The organism is Chryseobacterium sp. ZHDP1 (assembly GCF_018603435.1).
GTDB lineage: Bacteria > Bacteroidota > Bacteroidia > Flavobacteriales > Weeksellaceae > Chryseobacterium > Chryseobacterium indicum.
This window is the reverse complement of sequence record NZ_CP075682.1, coordinates 4169248-4187759: the sequence shown is the minus strand read 5'-3', so window position 1 is coordinate 4187759 and position 18512 is coordinate 4169248. Positions and strand designations below refer to the sequence as shown.

Sequence of the window (18512 nt, the reverse complement as noted above, 5' to 3'; positions counted from 1 at the left end):
AATACTAAGTTTTCAACCTCTTATCAAAAAATATTTTATCACTAATTTGCTAATATTCAATTTTTTTAACTAAATTTGCACACCTAAAATTTAAAATTAAAATAAGGAAATGACAAAGGCAGAATTGGTAAACACCATCTCAAACAAGTTGGGAACCGAAAAGAATGAAACACAGAAAGTTGTAGAGGCATTTATGCAAGAAATCAGGACTTCTATGTATAATGGAGATAATGTTTATCTAAGAGGTTTTGGATCTTTTATCATTAAAACAAGAGCAGCAAAAACAGGAAGAAACATCTCTAAGAACACTGCCATTGAAATCCCTGCTCATAACATTCCTGCTTTCAAGCCATCAAAATCTTTTGTGGAGAAAGTAAAAACGAAAGTTACAGTAAAATAAGAAATTAACTGAATATTAACTAGTTACTAAAAAATTATAATTATGCCAAGCGGAAAGAAAAGAAAAAGACACAAGGTTGCAACTCATAAGAGAAAGAAAAGAAGAAGAGCGAACAGACATAAGAAGAAATAATCTCTTTTTCTCGAGATTTACAATATAAAGATATAGTTGGTGATTTTAAATTTTAAAGCCTCACCGACTATATTTTGTTTTGCAACTATAAGATGTTTAAGGAAAAGAACGTTTTATATTTTATCAGAAAAATTAGCATTCATTCAATTGTTATGCGTAATTTAAGGTTAAAATTCATCTGATGAAAAAAACACTCTTTTCCTACAATCTTAACAATTTTATCTTACAACAAAATGAAGAAAGAACTAATAGTTTCGCATGAGGATGATCTTACAAAGATTGCACTGCTGGAAGACGGAAGACTATGTGAACTTCATGAGCAAGAGGACAAAAGCGATTTTATAGTTGGAGATTTGTTTGTTGGGAAAGTAAAAAAGCTGGCTCCTAACCTGAATGCAGCTTTCGTAAACATAGGATACGAAAAGGATGCCTTTTTGCATTATCAGGATCTGGGACCGCAATATCTCACGTACAGAAAATTTTTACGGGATACGATTTCCAAGAAACAAAATACTTCAAGCTTAAAAAATTTCGAGATACAACCCGAAATAGACAAAAACGGAACGGTAGACAAGGTAATCGCGAAAGACGATCTTGTGCTGCTGCAGATTACCAAAGAACCGATCTCTACAAAAGGACCGAGAATTTCCACTCAGGTTTCTTTAACAGGGAGATTTCTGGTACTCATCCCTTTCGATAACAAGGTTTCGATTTCCAAGAAAGTAAAAAGTTCCGAAGAAAAAGAGAGACTGAGAACGTTAATCGAAAGCATCAAGCCTGAAGGTTTCGGGGTTATTATAAGAACCGTAGCCGAAGGCAAAAAAGTTGCAGACCTGCACAATGACATGAATCAGCTGATTCAGAAATGGGAAACAACTTTCAAAAATATACAGAAAAATAAAGTTCCGTCACGAGTTTTAAGCGAAGACGATAAAGCTTCAGCTATTTTAAGAGACAACTTCAACCAGGATTTCGTGAGCATTACCTGCGACGACGAACAGATGGTGGAAGAAATGAAAAACTACCTGGAAGTAATCGCTCCCGAAAGGAAAAACATTGTCCATTTTTACAATTCTCATATTCCTCTTCTGGAATATTATAATGTTGAAAAACAGCTCAAACAAAGCTTTGGAAAACACGTCAATATCCCAAGCTCAAAAGGTGCTTATCTGGTAATAGAACACACAGAAGCACTTCACGTAGTGGACGTAAACTCCGGAAATAATATCACAACCGGAACTGCCGTAAATAAAGAACACGCCTTAAAGGTGAATAAAATGGCAGCAACCGAGATTGCAAGACAACTGCGTCTCCGTGATATGGGTGGAATTATTGTGATCGATTTTATCGACATGCCCAACGCAGACCACAGAAGAGATCTGTACGAACATCTGAAGGAAGAAATGAAGCGCGATAAAGCCCGCCATAAAATTCTTCCGCCGAGTAAATTCGGACTGATACAGATTACCAGACAAAGAAACCGTCCGGAAAAACAGATCGACACCAAAGAAGAAAACCCGAATAAAGACGGAGAAATTGCAGCTCCGATCGTTATTGTGGAAAGAATGGGAGAAACCCTGAGAACCATTATGCAGAAGGAAAAAGGAAAACTTTACCTTCACGTACATCCTTTTGTGGAAGCTTACCTTACGAAAGGGATCAAAAGCATCCAGATGAAATGGTTTATGAAATACAAAAAGTGGGTAACCGTTATTCCAAGGGATTCTTTTAAATATTTAGAATACAGAATTTACAATTCCAATAAAGAAGAATTGATAGGATATTCTAATTAATACAGGAAAAACTTAAAATCTCCATATTATTTTATGGAGATTTTTTATTTTTACAAGCAATCTGTATTTCATAGCTTCACCTCTTATTATACAAACTGACACCTGAAAATGAAAAGTATTTTCTCCTTACTTTTATTATTATGTTTCTTCGTGGCTTCTGGGCAGAAAGAGGATTCTGTTGCAATAAGCAAAATATTTAAAATTGAAGATTCTTTACTGAATAAAATTATTTCTGACACTGACAGCACTTCCATAAATTCAAAAAGTATTATTCATATTCAAAAAGAAATTCTTTTAAAATACAATCAATTTATTGCAGCTTATCCGAATTCTGAATATTTATTTACTGCATTTTTAGGCAAAGCATCGAAGGAACAAAGTCTTAAACAATTTAATCGTGCAAAAATATCATATCTTGAACTTTTAAATTATTTTAAACAAAATAAAAATTTAAAAGACCCTTTTGTAAGGATACCCTATTCTGAAGACAATCAGTTTTTGTATGAACTCTACAAAAAACTGGCTTATCTTGAGATGATTCAAAAAAATTATAGGGAAGCCATACAATATCTTAATTTAGCCCAAAATAATCCGGTAAGAATATCCTGCGGAAACGGACTATTTTCAGAAATAGCTTATATTGCTTACCTATATTCTGAATGCTATTCCAATCTTCATGAATACGAAAAAATATATGACGTTCTGATTCCGATAGCCGCTATTCCGATGGTTCACGAAAACTCCCCTACCGTTACAATGCTGTATGAAACTCTTTCCAAAAAATATACAAAAAAGGAACTTAAAAAACTCTTTAAAGAATCTTTTAAAACACTTTACTCCAAACAAGGCGTGATAAATACTATAGAAAACACCATTTATTACGTAAAGTTTATGGATAGAGATGTCATTTTATACGATCTAAATTTTAAAAATTTATCCAAAAGAGATACAAAGAAAAGACTGAATAAAATTTTACATTTTTCAAAGTTTTACACACTATTATCAAAATGAAAAATCACCATTATAAAATCACAGTTTGCTGGACCGGAAACAAAGGAAAGGGAACCAGTTCTTACAGAGAATACGAAAGAAGCCATGACATCTCTGCAGAGAATAAGGCGATAATTCAAGCTTCATCCGATCCGTCCTTTCGCGGAGACAAAACAAAATACAATCCGGAAGAGATGTTTCTTTCCTCAATTTCCTCATGCCATATGCTCTGGTATCTTCATTTTTGTTCCGAAGAAGGGATTATTGTGACGGAGTATACAGATTTTGCTACAGGCATCATGACGGAACCGGAAAACGGGAGCGGACATTTCACGGAAGTCATTCTCCATCCTGAAATCACGGTTTCAGAGGAATCGATGATAGAAAAAGCCAAAGAACTTCATCAAAAAGCAAACAAATTCTGCTTCATTGCCAATTCTGTAAATTTTCCGATAAAACATATCCCCAAAGTGTTAGTTAAATAATTTCTCAATCTAAATCAGTGTTCGAAAATCCCTATAAATACGGACATTTATTCGCAATAACTCTAAAAATAGAATTGAAAATTCCAATCACAGAGAGTTATTTATCAAATTATCATAAAAAATTAAATTATTTTGAATATTTATTTGGAATATCAACATATTTTTAACTATATTTAATAAAAATTCAAGTTTAATTAATTCCAACGAAACAAGCCATAATAAAATAACAATTAATAATCTTCCACAACCTATGCTGTAATCCGAAGTATTTTTACTTCTTCAGAACAAATTAAGATTTTGCGACAACTGATACTTGAGATCCGGAAAATGATAATTCACAATCAATCAGCAACGGATTTAGAAGTAAAGACCTCTCTAAAATTTTTTATAAGTAATAAAGCACGGTAGAAACACACAGAAAAAAAATTCTTTATCTAAATGAAATTCGGCAGTAAGCTGTAAAATAGTATGCAATCGCAAAGTAATAACAGCTCTATTTCATTACCAAAACAAGAATCCGCCTCAGAAGAGCCGGATTCTTTATTATTGAGCTTTTTTGTACATATGGATCACAAGCATAATGATTGCACTCTAAGAACTAAAATTTATTGCGTCATTATAAGAAATTTTAATTTTAGTATTCTTTTGTACAGTAATACCATATTTATCATCTGAATTGTCATCAATCACTTCATCAACAATAAAAAACAAATCATTTTCTATTAATATGTATTGATAAGGATCATTATTTTCAAAACTAACGCTTACTAAAACCTGCTGATTTAAATATTTTGATACTTGATATCCAAATAAAAAGTTATTTGGATATATTGCAGTTATTTCATTGTTAGGAATATAAACATTTAATTCAGTACAAAACTCTGAAATTTCATCTAAAATTCTGTTTTCAAAGGTTATTTCAAAGTCTTTCTGATCAAATAAATTTCCTATTTGTTCTTTTTTATAATTAAAAACATTACTGAGCATTTCAATAACCTCAGCATCTTCTTTATCATATTTTACATAACAAATATAATTATCCATTTTTGATGATTTTTTATATATCCTCTTCCAAAGCCAAGATCCGGAAATGAAACTCCAACTTTTGAAGCAGCTTTCTGCAATTTTTCTTCAGATGTAAATAGGCTCATCCTTATAATCATCTATATTGCAATTTGATATATTATTAATTAGACGAAAAACACCTTCATTCCACAATCTGTCAAATTCTATTTATTAAATATATTTCAACAATTTGATCTGGTGTGGCTGCATCATATTTTAAAGCAGTTGACCTTGTACTGGTAAATATATTAATTCTTTCCGCAAAATTTATTAATATAAAAAATAATGCTTATTGCTAAAAATTTAAAGACCTCTAATAAAATATCGTTGTATTATAACACAAAACCCACGCAATTGCGGTGGGTTATTTATTATTGCTAACGGATTACAAATCCGCTAGATCCCTGCTTCTTCCGCAACTTACCCTTGCATTTCCCAAATGATTTTTATACTGGTAAATATATTGATTTTTTATGTAATCGTAAAATCCTTCTGAAGTCGGTAAAAACTGCAGTTCAGAATTCTTCAGAGATCATACGCTAAAGATTCCGTATTCTCTTTACTGTTCGGGTTTTGGGGATTCTGGTAAAACCCGGCTGTAAGCCTGTTAATTTTATCATACGCATACCCGTATCTTTTCGGGGTTGTTGATGGATTTGCACCAATAGATTCTACCGCTCGCCAGTCTACCTCTGCAATATTCCCGTTGTATTTCGGGACAACATTCTTTCCTGAAAACTGAGCTGTATCCGGATTTTCGATCCCCTCGCGACTGGTATATTTTATTTTGTAGGAAAACAGTTTTCCGCCAAGATCCGTTGCCGCCATCTGGTTTTTGTTGATCTCCGTCATCCAGCCGCGGATGTTGTAATCGTAATCGATGCTTTGCAGGGGCGCAGAACCCGATGTAGAGCCTACTTTCTTGTTCACAAGCTGTGACAGATCGTTGTAGGTGTTTTCGGCAAGCAGTTCTTCAGGATTATTGTCTACCTGATGGTAATGTTTTACCAACCTGTTTTGGGAATCGTACTCAAATCTTTCCTGCACCGTTACCCCGACTTCGCCCTGCTTTCTGAGGTTAAAAATGAAAAGCATTTTATTTTGTGCTGCTCTTTATAACACAAAACCCACCGCTTTGCGGTGGGTTATTTATTGTTGCTCACGGATTATAAATCCGCGAGATTGGGGTTAAAATAATAAAACTTATTCAATTCTTGTATCAAAATTCAGATATTCATTTTTTTTATCAAATTTTATCCTAATATTTGATTTATCAGAATCTATCAACAATTTATTATTTACACATATACTATTATAGTAATATATTATTACAGAAAAATTATCATACACTAATTCCTGATTAGGAATACCCAAAACATTAATAAATTCTTTCTTACTTTTTTTATTTAATAATTTGTAACCACTTAATAGTTTATTAAAGTTTTTAACATTTCTGTACTTTAAGCAACCTATATTATCTTTCTTCCATTCTGATGATAAATTTTTTAAGCTATCATTTTTTATAACAATAACATTTTCTTTGGATGCAACATTATTTTCATTGAATTTACAAGAAAAGAAAAGTAATATTATTATAAAGTTTTTATCATAAATTTTATTTGTTGTTTTTCCAATTTTACCTTTCCCATTTTTATCAAATCTTACTCCTTTAAGAACATCATATACTTCTGTTTTATCTACTCTTCTAAAATTCGGATCTATAGAATTACTAGGCCCTTTTTTTGACCATTTAGGATGTACTTGTGTACCTCTCGCCTCCATAATGTCAGGTACATCGTTTTCATTTTGTCCTCCTTTATTAGTATGATCAAGCCCTAAACCATGGCCTATTTCATGAGCAGGTGTTGTTGAACCAGCTAAGTCATCATCAGTATTAAAATAATATGAATTTGCACCTAATTCTTGAGTGAAACTACTTTCTCCATTTTTACCATCTTCTACACGAATAAAGTTATTTTTTATATCCGTATTTCCAGAAGCCATTTTTTTAGCGTCAACTTCAGATACTGTTTCATAAGTAACTTTAAATTTAACTTTATATTCCACTCCACCAACTTTTACCCTTCCATTAGCACCATTCCATTGAGAAGATATTCCTGTTGCTATTTTATCGGATAATTTAGAAGTTGCTTTTCCTCCATAAAATATCAAATGTTGATTTATTGTGATGGTTTTATTTTTTTTATCTAGTGTGGGCTCACCACTTTGCCCATCGGGATCAATAAATTTTATTGGATTATTCCATACGTAACCATAAATATCCATAGTTTTCTCTGCCAACGGATCAACAACACCCCATCTACCGATGTCTGCCATATAAAATCTTGCGCCATAATCATACAATCCTGATTCCGTCTGCAATTCTTTTCCATTGTAACTGTATTTGTATGCAGGATTTCCCGGTAAAACATTATAGGCTTCATGCTTCATCCCAAAAGGATAATAGTTATTTTCTTCAAGAACTTCTGCGCCGCTTCCATTGTTGAAATAACTTAAACGGATATTTCCCAAATGGTCTGTGTAGTTGTAAATATACTTATTATTTTCGAAATTATAATACCCTTCGGAAGTTGGAACAAATTTAAGCAACTCATTGGTATATTGAAAACCATCCAGATAATCCGTCCTTTCGTTGAAAAGATGGGTTATATTACTGGAATTTTTATAGGAATATTGTTTCCCCACTTTTACTCCATCTGCCCTGTAAGTATATACTGTATTAACGTATATTTTTCCGGCACGAGTTGTTATGAAATTATCGAACTTAATGTATTTCGGAAGATTTAAAAAATTATAATCAATTTGCAAAATTCCCTTATCTCTGTGAGAAATCATATTTCCGTTGCTATCATAGCGAATTGGATTTCCTGAGGTATCCGGATAACCTCTGTAATCTGTTGAGGAATCGGTAACGGAAGTCAGCCTGTTTCCGGTATAAATATATCCAAGATCATCAATATTAAATGCAGAAGCACCTTGCTGAGATTGCGCCGATCTTTTCAGATTGGATATATTTCCGTTAAGATCATATTCCATCTTTTCGAAGTATTCCTTTGCAGAAGGATTGGTGTCTTTCTGGTAAAATCCTGCCAGTAGTCTGTTCACTCCATCATAAACATAGCCGTATCTTCTCAGGTTATCTCCTGTGGTTGTTCCTGTTCTCCAGTCTACTTCCGCAATATTGCCGTTGTATTTCGGTTTTACTTTCAGAGTAGAAAAGTCTGTATTGGGCGTTTCAAGCCCTTCCACTTCACTATATTTTACTTTATACCCGAACAGTTTTCCGTTAAGGTTTGCCGGATCATTGATCTTGGTCATCCATCCGCGGATGTTGTAGGTGTAATCGATGCTTTGAAGATTATTTCCCACTTTCTTGTTCACAAGCTGGGACAGATCGTTGTAGGTGTTTTCAGCAAGCAGTTCTTCGGATTACAAATCCGCGAGATCGGTTTTTTTGCCAAAAACGCAGCTACGCTATAAAACATAAAACCCACCGCTTGCGGTGGGTTATTTATTGTTGCTCACGGATTACAAATTCGCGAAAGCAATTAAATAGGACTAGGTTTTATTCTTTTTCTTTTTATTAATGAAGCTGGTGCTGGAATAAATAATTTTTCTTCTGAATTTTGTTTATTATTATTTTCATCAATTAAGCATAAACATAATTCACATTCAAAGATTAGTTTTTTAGAATCAGATTCTACAAATACACGAAGATTATCATCATGACAACAAGGACAATCTTTATCTGTCTTAAAAATCAAAAGATTAAACAATATGTGATCAACATGTTCAATTGCCCATTGATAAGAATCAACTTTTGCTTGAATAATATCGTATTGAATTATTTCTTCCAATGAATACCAAACAATATTATCATTATAAAAGATTTCTTCTATATCTAGCTTTTCATAATAACTGAAGTGAAGTTTATATAAATTTTGTATATGAACATCTTTAATTTTTTTTATTTCTTGTGTCCAATCTAATAATTTCCTTAATAAAGCATGAGCATCCAAATTTTCTTTATCTTGAATTATTCTCTGTTTTAATTGTTCCCATTTTTTTAATACAATATGACTCATTATGGTGCTACTGGATATGTTGTTATTAAATTTCCTTTTTGATCAGTAATTACATTAATCCATGATGTTAATCCTCCGCCATCTTTTAAAGCTGCATTACCTATTATCTGACCTGTATCTACAGTTCTTTGAAACTGTCCTCCTGTCAGTGGAGTTAGCGGAGCAGTAATTACAGTTTTACTTTGTAGTATGTTTTTTACCTGTTCTTCTGTTATATTAAAGACTGATCTATTATTTGCTAAAGGTCTATTAAAATGACCATTGACTACATGTTTCCATCCAGCACTCACTGGGTTTCCGTTTAAACGTAAGGGGGTAAAGCGGGTAATTCCTTTTGCTATATTAATTCTAGAAGCATCTACATTAACCAGCTTTTGTATTCCAGATGCATTTCCATGGCTAACTTGAACAAGCATAGCCATTAGTTGAACTGTACCGACAGCTTCCTGAGCTTCTTCACTTTGATAATCAAGCCACCAATCAAAAGTAGCCCAACCAGCAGACGCAACAATGTTACTTCCTCCCATCATAAAAGTTCCCATCGTGAATGCAAGATTTCTTTCAAATTTCTCTGTTGCAAGAGCTGCTTTGCTTCCTCTAATAGCTTTAGCAAACCTGTCTTCAGAAGAATGATAAGCGCTCAAGCTGTTTATACCCATCCAAGAAAGTGATGAATCATGTGATTTTAGAGGTTTTATAGGAGCAGGTATTACAACTTCTTCTATTAATTTACCACCCTTGGGACCGTATATTTTTTTTGGATCAGGATCTTCTCCAATCATACCAGTCGGATCATTAAATCTAATCGAATTTCCATAAACATAAGAATAAGGGCTATATGTGAATTGTAATTCACTTAATGGATCGTGCACTCCCCATCGTCCGACATCAGGCATATAAAACCTTGCACCATAATCATACATGCCGGACTCCGTCTGTAATTCCTTGCCATTGTATTTATACTGGTAACTGCTTCCAAAACTGAAAGAAGTATTGTATCCTTCATGCTTCATCCCAAAAGGATAATAGTTATTTTCTTCAAGAACTTCTGCGCCACCTCCACTGTTGAAATAACTTAAACGGATATTTCCCAAATGATCTGTGTAGTTGTAAATATACTTATTTTTTACAAAATCAAAATACCCTTCTGAAGTTGGAACAAATTTTAACTGAAAATCATTCGTAGGTATTCCGGATAATGGTGTCCAGTCATATTCATATTGAAACCCATCCAAGTAATCGGTGGTTCTGGTTCCCAAAGCATAAGCATAGGAAGGATCTTTATAATTATGTACTTTTCTGATCTTTGAGCCATCTGCTCTGTAAAGATAATTCGTATTTACATATACTTTGTTGCTCCTGTCGTAACTTGCAAAATCACTGAACTTAATATATTTCGGAAGATTTAAAAAATTATAATCAATCTGAAGAATACCTTTATCCTTATGATCTTTCATGTTTCCGTTCAGGTCGTAGGAAATCGTGTTTCCTGAAGTATCGGGATAACCTCTGTAATCTGTTGAGGAATCGGTAACGGAAGTCAGCCTGTTTCCGGTATAAATATAGCCAAGATCATCAATATTAAATGCAGAAGCACCTTGCTGAGATTGCGCCGATCTTTTCAGATTGGATATATTTCCGTTAAGATCATATTCCATCTTTTCGAAGTATTCCTTTGCAGAAGGATTGGTATCTTTCTGGTAAAATCCTGCCAGTAATCTGTTCACTCCATCATAAACATAGCCGTATCTTCTCAGGTTGTCTCCTGTGGTTGTTCCTGTTCTCCAGTCTACTTCCGCAATATTGCCGTTGTATTTCGGTTTTACTTTCAGAGTAGAAAAGTCTGTATTGGGCGTTTCGAGCCCTTCAACTTCACTGTATTTTACTTTATACCCGAACAGTTTTCCGTTAAGATTTGCCGGATCATTGATCTTGGTCATCCATCCGCGAGATCAGGGCTATAAGTAAGTTTTGCTTTATTATAAAAACACAAAACCCACCGCTTTGCGGTGGGTTCTTTATTATTGCTCACGGATTATAAATCCGCGAGAGCGGGTATCAGGGCTGTATATAAAGTCCACACATATTTGCGCAATCTGTATAATAAAGCACCCCTTTCATTTTTGAGTTCCAGATTTCTTTTCCGTCAATACTTTGGCTTATAAATTCTCTTTGAGTTTTAGTATAACTTATTTCTTTGGATAAAACAAAATTATATTTTTTTCCAACTTTTATTTTTCCAAAATAATCTTTCTTATTATCACATTCCTTAAAAACAGGAACAATAATCTTCGTTTTTTTATTTTCTAAATGAAGAATATAATTCCATGAGGTAGAATCTATTTTCTTTACAACTGCTGATATAACATCTTCACTTTTATTTGTTTGTGAAAAGCAGCTGATATTAAGAAAACAAATTATAATAGTTAATACTCTCATTATTTCTTTTTTAAGTTTTTATACGTTCCCGAATAACTTCCAATTGGAGTAATCACTCCTGTTTTTATATTTCTTAATGAAAGATTATCGGTTATAGTAACTCTATTACTATCAATAAATGTTCTGCTTGAACTCTGTATTAATTTAAATCCATCGCTGTCTTTATATCGAGGATCAACATAAGCCGCAATATCATGTGCATCATTGTATCCTTTTGCTGATGCTTCTGAGGAAAGCGAAGCAGGGCTTCCTGGAAAAAGGACTGCACCAATGTATGATTCTAAAGCTTCGTGCAAAATATTTGTTCCTGTAGCTGCACCCATAACATTCTCATACTTCCCTAAAATATCCGGATTAACAATATTAGTCGCACGAACTTTCCCTCCATATTCGAAACTACCACGATAAGCACCTCCTTCGTATAAAGGATATTCACTTCCCTCTGCTTCATCGACTCTCATGTCACTATCTGTTCTTAGGGTAACAATGTTGTCGTGATCAATATTTGTAGCATGAAAAAGAAGATTTGATGCATCTGTCTGTTCAGCTCCTTCAATTTTTGTTGCGGTTACTTTTCCATCTTCATCTATAGATAAATTAAGTTGCCCTTGAACGGAAGCCTGTAGTTGTTCAAATGCCTTATCTTTTTCATTTCCAGTAATAATAACATCTTTATTTTGCATTCCATCGGGATCAATAAATCTAATTGGATTATTAAATGCATAGTTGTAAGGACTGTAACGACGCATCTTTTCCGCGAGCGGATCCACGACGCCCCATCTACCGATGTCCGCCATATAAAATCTCGCACCATAATCATACATGCCACTTTCCTGCAACTCCTTTCCATTGTACTTGTAATTTTTATATGAACTTGATCCAAAGAACGAATTTCCACTCTTCAAATGATTCATTCCAAAAGGATAATAATCATTAGCATCCACAATTTCAAGAGCGCCTGCGCTGTTTTTCCCAAAACTTACCCTTGTATTTCCCAAGTGATCTTTATACTGGTAAATATATTGATTTTTTATGTAATCGTAAAATCCTTCTGAAGTCGGCAAAAACTGCAGTTCAGAATTCTTCAGCATTCCCACAGGTTCCAGACCTCCGATGTCCACAAGTCTGAATGCCTGCGTTTCCATGGCTCGTGAACTCTCAAGATTGGATGCTGAAAAAGACGAGCTTCCTCCGCCTCCGCCACCTGAATTAGTGATGTTCTGATACTGGAAGCCGTCAAGGTAATCGATGGTCTTCACAGAGGTTGTGTAGCCGTTAATTCCGGAAATCGTTGTGGTGTTTACCTTACGGAGCTTTGTTCCGTCGGCGCGGTATTTTGTGTCCAGTTTCACCATTTCAATGCCATCTCTGCTGTATTCCAGATGGTGGGGAAGGTTTAAATGATTGTATTTAATCACACTGATTCCCTTATCCGGCATACTGATCATGTTTCCGTTCACATCATATCCGATGGTTTGTCCGCCGCCTTCGTATCCTGTTGCATTTTGTGCATAATCATTGATGCTGGTAAGCCTGTTGCTGGTATTGCCGGAAGCATAGATGTATTGCAGGTTATCAATCATGGTCGGCGTTGTATTCCCATATTCCAGAACCGAGGTTCTGTAAAGACTGGTGATATTTCCGTTAAGATCATACGCTAACGATTCCGTATTTTCTTTACTGTTCGGGTTTTGGGGATTCTGGTAAAACCCTGCCGTTAACCTGTTAATTTTATCATACGCATACCCGTATCTTTTCGGGGTTGTTGATGGATTTGCACCGATAGATTCTACCGCTCGCCAGTCTACCTCTGTAATATTCCCGTTGTATTTCGGGACAACATTCTTTCCTGAAAACTGTGCTGTATCCGGATTTTCGATTCCCTCGCGACTGGTATATTTTATCTTGTAGGAAAACAGTTTTCCTCCAAGATCGGTAGCCGCCATCTGGTTTTTGTTGATCTCCGTCATCCAGCCGCGGATGTTGTAATCGTAATCGATGCTTTGCAGGGGCGCAGAACCCGATGTAGAGCCTACTTTCTTGTTCACAAGCTGTGATAGATCGTTGTAGGTGTTTTCGGCAAGCAGTTCTTCGGGATTATTGTCTACCTGATGGTAATGTTTTACCAACCTGTTCTGGGAATCGTACTCAAATCTTTCCTGTACCGTTACCCCGACTTCGCCCTGCTTTCTGAGGTGATAGGTATTGGTTTTTAAAGGAACCCCAACAAAATCCAGTTCAGTTTCGGTGTTGGTATACCCTCCGAGATGGTTGGTGCTTTTGGTGGCAATGGCTCTTCCCATCGAATCGTAATAGCTGTAGGTTTTCGTCCAGTTGTTGTCCTCGATGTTTTTAACGTAGGCAGCGGTTAAAATTCCCATCGTGGAAGCATCTTCACTGCTTCCCAGCGTCTGTTTCATCGTATGCTGTCCCAGAACCGTTGCCGGAACTGCCGGAGCTTCGGGAGGATAGGTATCGTAATAATTAACCGAAAGCAGGGTCATGCTTCCTGTAGGAAATGCCTGTTTGTCGTAGTACACATCCAGTCCCTGCAGATTAAAGGAGGTGGAGGTTCTTCTTTCGGTATTGTAAGGATTGGCGGTCATGCTGTTCAGGGCATTCTGCATTACCTGTCTCGATGCGGTGTTGGAGAAGAAACCGGTATACGCCACTCTTCCGAACTCATCATATTTGGTAAAAAGCCAGCCTTTGCTTCCGAAGTTATTGTTTACTGTTCTCAGGATCGCATCCTGTGTGAGCACCACACGGTCCTGTTTATCGTACACCATCAGTTCCCACTCTTTTCCGGGCAGTCTTTTTTCAACCAGACGGTCTCTGCCGTCGTACCGGTACTGGTAGCAGAGCTCGTTTAAAATCGCATCCGTAATCAGGTTACTGTTATCTGAAATCTGTTTTACCGCTTTCGGGGAAAGGACGAAAGCCAGCTGGTTGTATTCGTTGTACACGTAATACGTGTCCACATTCTGTGCCCCGTCATTTCTGCGGATCAGAATCGTCTGTCCCTGTCCGTTTTTAAATTCCGTTACAGGGTTTCCGTCTTCATCGGTTACGGTGTTTTTATACAGTGTTGATGCGGGATAATATCCCGAATTATCCGTAGAAACCGAAAGCGTGGAAACCATGGTGGAAACATTGTTCACGGTACTGGTGGTTGTACTGGTGATAAATTTCTTCACCTCTGTTCCCAGGTTGGTTTCGTACTTCAGCTTCCGGGTGTGTCCCGAGCTCATCTTCCATGGCTCTCCCGGGCTTGCCTGCTGCAATACCCTGTCCAGCGGGGAGTTTTCCATTTCCTTTTCAGAATATGCATTGGAAACCCCGTAATAGGAGTTGGCTGCCGTTTCATCGGTAATTCCGGTATGGATGGAGGAGTTCTGGGTCGTAGCAGGAACGGGAAGGATGTTTTTCACCTGTCTTCCGAAGCCGTCATAGGTAACGGGGGTTACCAGGTCTTTTCCGCCGGGTGTCGCTTTTACACTGATGATCTGCTTGGGTCTTCCCAGACCGTCAAAGTAAGTGATGGTCTCGGATTTCCGGCTGCAGTCGTCATTCAGACAGCTCCGGGACTGTATGTAGTTCTCGTTCTGGGACTGTGCGAAGGACATCGCGGCAATGCTCAGCCCCAACAGGGAGAATGTTTTGGTGGTACTGTATTTTCTCATGTTTGTGTTATGGTTTGTAGTTGTACTTGTTTTCAGACATTTTTTTGTTGATATAGCTTCCTGCGCTGTTTTTTCCTCTTACTCCTGTTTCTTTCAGCCTGTTTGCCGGATCGTAAGTGTAGGTCTGTCTTACTCCGGACGGAGGGGTGATGCTCGTTACCCCGATCAGCGGATCATAAGTGTAGGTGGAGATCAGCTTTCCTGAAAGAGCCGACTGTTTTCGGAAGCTATTCAGGGCATCGAGAAGAAGGCTTTCCTGTGCAGGATCTGCGGCATCGTTATTCGACGCCGAAATAATATTGACATCAAGGTAGGCATGAGAAATAGAGGTATAATCCGCTCCTTCAATTTTAGCAATTGGCAGAGTTTTGTTATATCCCCAGATAATGGTTACCGGAATTCCGTCTTTGGTGGTGTATTGAAGAAGGTTCCCTTTTTCATCATATCTATCATAGGTTACATCCGTTGACATTGTATTATTCAGTTTATTATATGATTTTTCAGACAGTGGCAGGATAAGATTTTCTGATTGGTACGTTGGAAGTACTGTTGGATAAACGGTTTCAGATTTCTTCAGTGTTTTGGTAACACCGCCGACGGTTTGGGTCGTCGTTGTTTCCAAAGGAATACCTATCATGTTTTTAGAGATCATCAGCTGGTTGTTTTTTTCGTGGGCGTACTGGTAATTTGTCTCTGTAATGCTGTTCTCAGGGGTTGTGACGGTTTGTCTGGTAATCTGATTATGATTAGGCATGGACGAATATTCATAATTCGTAGTAGTAATGAGCTTGCGGTAAGCCGATTCTGAAGTATTTAAATTTTCTGCCGCCCAGTAATCATCTAAATTATTATACAGAGTTAAAGGAACTTCATCAATATAGTCTGTTACCGTTTCTTTTTCAATTTTGGTATCCACAGTGTAGTTTTTATACATTGTCATATAAAAATTGGCAATACGCTGTACATTTCCTGTAGGGCAGTTGGCATCAGTAAGATCATTAAACACCTTGGAAACAAAAAGATTTGGATTGGTTTTCAGGATATTGTACCTGTATTGGTTCTGTACCTGCTTATTTTTATAAATACTTCCGTTTCTTTTAACGAAGTATTTGGTATTCTGCAGGGTACCGCTGAAAGACAGCCTGTTTCCTTTTGCAGGAAAATAAACATCATTTAATAATGTACCAAAAAAGTTAGGGAGTGCCTGAATACTGCCAAGACCGCCATACCCTGTACCTGATGAAGGAGCCCCTGCCCCGCTACCGGAACCTGAAGAAGGCTGAATCCTTACCAATGCATCATCTGAGTCTTTTCTGAATGTTTTCTGGTATCCTCCGTTCTCAAAATGGTCTCCGCCCAAACTGGTGGTTACAACACGGTACCGCTCCTGAAGCCTGCTGTTATACAAAGGGCTGGAATTGGTAGAGTTATGCGCTGAATAGGTTACAGCCATATTCATGTTTTCATGAAATTCATCGAATGTTGCATATTTTACATACGGGACAATCATCATTTCATTTTCGTTAATATCTTCCTCTTTCGCAGTATAAAGTGCGGCCGGACAGTAATACAGTCTTTTGTATTCGCTTACCTGATTATTTTCAGAATGAGTGACAGACTTTAACCTGATCCCAAAGTTATCAATGGGGTCTTTGTGGCTGTAAGAATATTTAAGTTCCGCATTTCCTCTCGGTGTAAATGATATAAGATATCTCCTGTTCTTCTGAACACTGAACGATCCGGTAATTGAATCTTGTGGCGCATAGCCGTAAGATTTTCCATTAGCATATATCTGTATATTAGAATCAAGATCCTTTACCGTAAAATTTGCAAGTTTCATGTGATTAGGACTTGCATCACCTGAATAGGTTGTAAGAGTAAATTGAAGAGTCTGGTCAAAATGAAGATTCTCTATCAATTGTGTAGAAGTCCCTCCCGAAGAAAAAAGATCTTCTCCCATATTCACCTTTGTTTTGAACAAAGCCTTTGTTTTAGGAGCTTCATATTCAAACTTCGTTTTTCCTCCGGTGGGGTAGATTACTTCCTTCAATGTCCCTTTGGAAGCAAATGCAAAATCCGGTCTGCGGTTTCCGAAGGTCGATAAGATGGATGGAAGGTAAGCAGCACTTGGAGTAGCATCACCAAAGAAAGCCGCAATCAGAGAACCGTTTTCAGAATGTCCGTTAAAATACCCGTACATATCCTGTCCGTGAGTCAGTCTTGCAGGCAGATCTAATGGATTGTCATAATTAAACTGGTATTTTTTTTCAAAAACATTGTTGTTGTAATAGTTCAGCTGTGTTAAATAGAATCTCTGAATATTTTGTGGCGGATTTGAATTTTCAAAAAGATAATCAAAGGCTATTTTTTTAAATACTGAATTATTGACTTTGTATTCAATTCCTGAAAGGTATTTTTTAAAATCGGAATCCGTTCTCTCTGAATAAATAAAGTTGAGCACATCCGTATTTTCACTGTTCGAAATACTTAAAATCCTTTTTTTATTCTTCGTATAATGGGTTTGTGTTAAAACTATCAGTTCAGGATCCAGATTGGGCATAATTCCTGTTCCTAATCCTGCGGAATATAAATATCGTGTATGAATTTTACTGATGCTGTTGGTAACCAGCGGAGTATCTTCATAAGAGAAAAAAATCTTCTCTCCGTTAAGATACTGAATCTCCTTCAGGAAAAATGAAGTAATCGCATAATCGCCCGGCGGATTGGCGGGCATGGCTTTTGAAGCCGTGGTTTCCCAATATGCTATGCTTCCTCCGAAAATGTACTGGATTCCTTCCTTTGTCGTCAATTCAAAACCTATGAATTTCCTGTTGTCGGTTTCATTAGCCGGAAGGATATTTTTTATTCTGACATCCGAATCATTTTTCAGAAAAACCGGAATAAAATTCTCATCCAGATAGAAAGATCCGGACAGATCGCCGAACCTGAAATCAAAAATATCACGCTCTGTATCCATCTGTTGGGGAGTATAGCAGGCAGTTCTTATTTCTTCGTCCGCCGCACAGTCAGAAGCTGTTTTCTGGATTAATTCTGCTTCGGGCTTATTCATTCTCATGGTTGCCTTTTCATCGATAAGTCCGTTAACGGTTCTTGTAATGACTCCTCCTGCATTAACTACCCACGTCATCCCCGCATCGTTAGGCAGGTCGTCAACTTTTACCCCGGCTCCGCTGTATATAAGGCTGATATCCGTACTTAATTTATTGGATTTATAAGTAAACAGGGGGATGTTTACACTGGCACTTCCCGTATGTTCATTTTCAGACACCACATTCGTTGCTTTAACGAAAGAAAAAGACTGTGGGCTTGGGGGTATGAAACCCGTCCCCTGGGAATACATCATGGCAGACTGAAATAAGATCAGCAAAAATGTAAATGGTTTTATTTGTCTCATCATG

At 36.6% G+C, this 18512-nt stretch carries 12 protein-coding genes; 4 read left to right on the top strand and 8 right to left on the bottom strand.

Going from position 1 to position 18512, the window contains the following annotated elements; translation table 11 throughout:
- The first annotated feature begins 109 nt into the window (after nucleotides 1-109).
- From KKI44_RS19395 to KKI44_RS19380, 4 genes are all read left to right on the top strand, one after another.
- The gene (locus KKI44_RS19395; protein ID WP_027388329.1) at nucleotides 110-400 is read left to right on the top strand and encodes an HU family DNA-binding protein; all 291 of its coding nucleotides are present in this window, start codon (nucleotides 110-112) and stop codon (nucleotides 398-400) included.
- A gap of 365 nt (nucleotides 401-765) precedes the next feature.
- A complete protein-coding gene (locus tag KKI44_RS19390; RefSeq protein WP_214588804.1) occupies nucleotides 766-2325 on the top strand; it encodes a ribonuclease E/G in 1560 nt (519 codons plus the stop codon).
- Between the two features lie 108 nt (nucleotides 2326-2433).
- On the top strand, nucleotides 2434-3336 hold the full coding sequence (locus KKI44_RS19385; protein ID WP_214588803.1) for a hypothetical protein: 903 nt from the start codon (nucleotides 2434-2436) through the stop codon (nucleotides 3334-3336).
- Nucleotides 3333-3800, top strand: a complete 468-nt coding sequence (locus tag KKI44_RS19380) for an OsmC family protein (RefSeq protein WP_214588802.1) — start codon at nucleotides 3333-3335, stop codon at nucleotides 3798-3800. Before KKI44_RS19385 ends, KKI44_RS19380 begins: the two co-directional genes overlap by 4 nt.
- A gap of 591 nt (nucleotides 3801-4391) precedes the next feature.
- Here KKI44_RS19380 and KKI44_RS19375 read toward each other — a convergent pair.
- The 8 genes from KKI44_RS19375 to KKI44_RS19340 all read right to left on the bottom strand — a co-directional run bounded on the left by KKI44_RS19375 (nucleotide 4392) and on the right by KKI44_RS19340 (nucleotide 18511).
- Nucleotides 4392-4844: a hypothetical protein gene (locus KKI44_RS19375; RefSeq protein WP_214588801.1), complete on the bottom strand. Its 453-nt coding sequence runs from the start codon at nucleotides 4842-4844 to the stop codon at nucleotides 4392-4394.
- 546 nt (nucleotides 4845-5390) lie between these two features.
- Entirely contained in the window at nucleotides 5391-5960 is a 570-nt protein-coding gene (locus KKI44_RS19370; RefSeq protein ID WP_250902101.1) for a hypothetical protein, read from the bottom strand.
- 108 nt (nucleotides 5961-6068) lie between these two features.
- The gene (locus KKI44_RS19365; RefSeq protein WP_250902100.1) at nucleotides 6069-8255 is read right to left on the bottom strand and encodes an RHS repeat-associated core domain-containing protein; all 2187 of its coding nucleotides are present in this window, start codon (nucleotides 8253-8255) and stop codon (nucleotides 6069-6071) included.
- Nucleotides 8256-8434: 179 nt separating this feature from the next.
- Complete coding sequence (locus KKI44_RS19360; RefSeq protein WP_214588800.1) at nucleotides 8435-8971, bottom strand: hypothetical protein; 537 nt, start codon at nucleotides 8969-8971, stop codon at nucleotides 8435-8437.
- Nucleotides 8971-10911, bottom strand: a complete 1941-nt coding sequence (locus KKI44_RS19355) for an RHS repeat domain-containing protein (protein WP_214588799.1) — start codon at nucleotides 10909-10911, stop codon at nucleotides 8971-8973. The genes KKI44_RS19360 and KKI44_RS19355 overlap by 1 nt, the downstream gene beginning before the upstream one ends.
- Before the next feature lie 118 nt (nucleotides 10912-11029).
- Nucleotides 11030-11410, bottom strand: coding sequence for a hypothetical protein (locus KKI44_RS19350; protein ID WP_214588798.1), 381 nt, complete (start codon nucleotides 11408-11410; stop codon nucleotides 11030-11032).
- Nucleotides 11410-15093 carry a DUF6443 domain-containing protein gene (locus KKI44_RS19345; RefSeq protein ID WP_214588797.1) on the bottom strand — a complete coding sequence of 1228 codons (3684 nt, stop codon included), beginning with the start codon at nucleotides 15091-15093 and terminating at the stop codon, nucleotides 11410-11412. The genes KKI44_RS19350 and KKI44_RS19345 overlap by 1 nt, the downstream gene beginning before the upstream one ends.
- 7 nt (nucleotides 15094-15100) lie before the next feature.
- Nucleotides 15101-18511 carry a hypothetical protein gene (locus KKI44_RS19340; protein ID WP_214588796.1) on the bottom strand — a complete coding sequence of 1137 codons (3411 nt, stop codon included), beginning with the start codon at nucleotides 18509-18511 and terminating at the stop codon, nucleotides 15101-15103.
- Between the last annotated feature and the right edge of the window lies 1 nt (nucleotide 18512).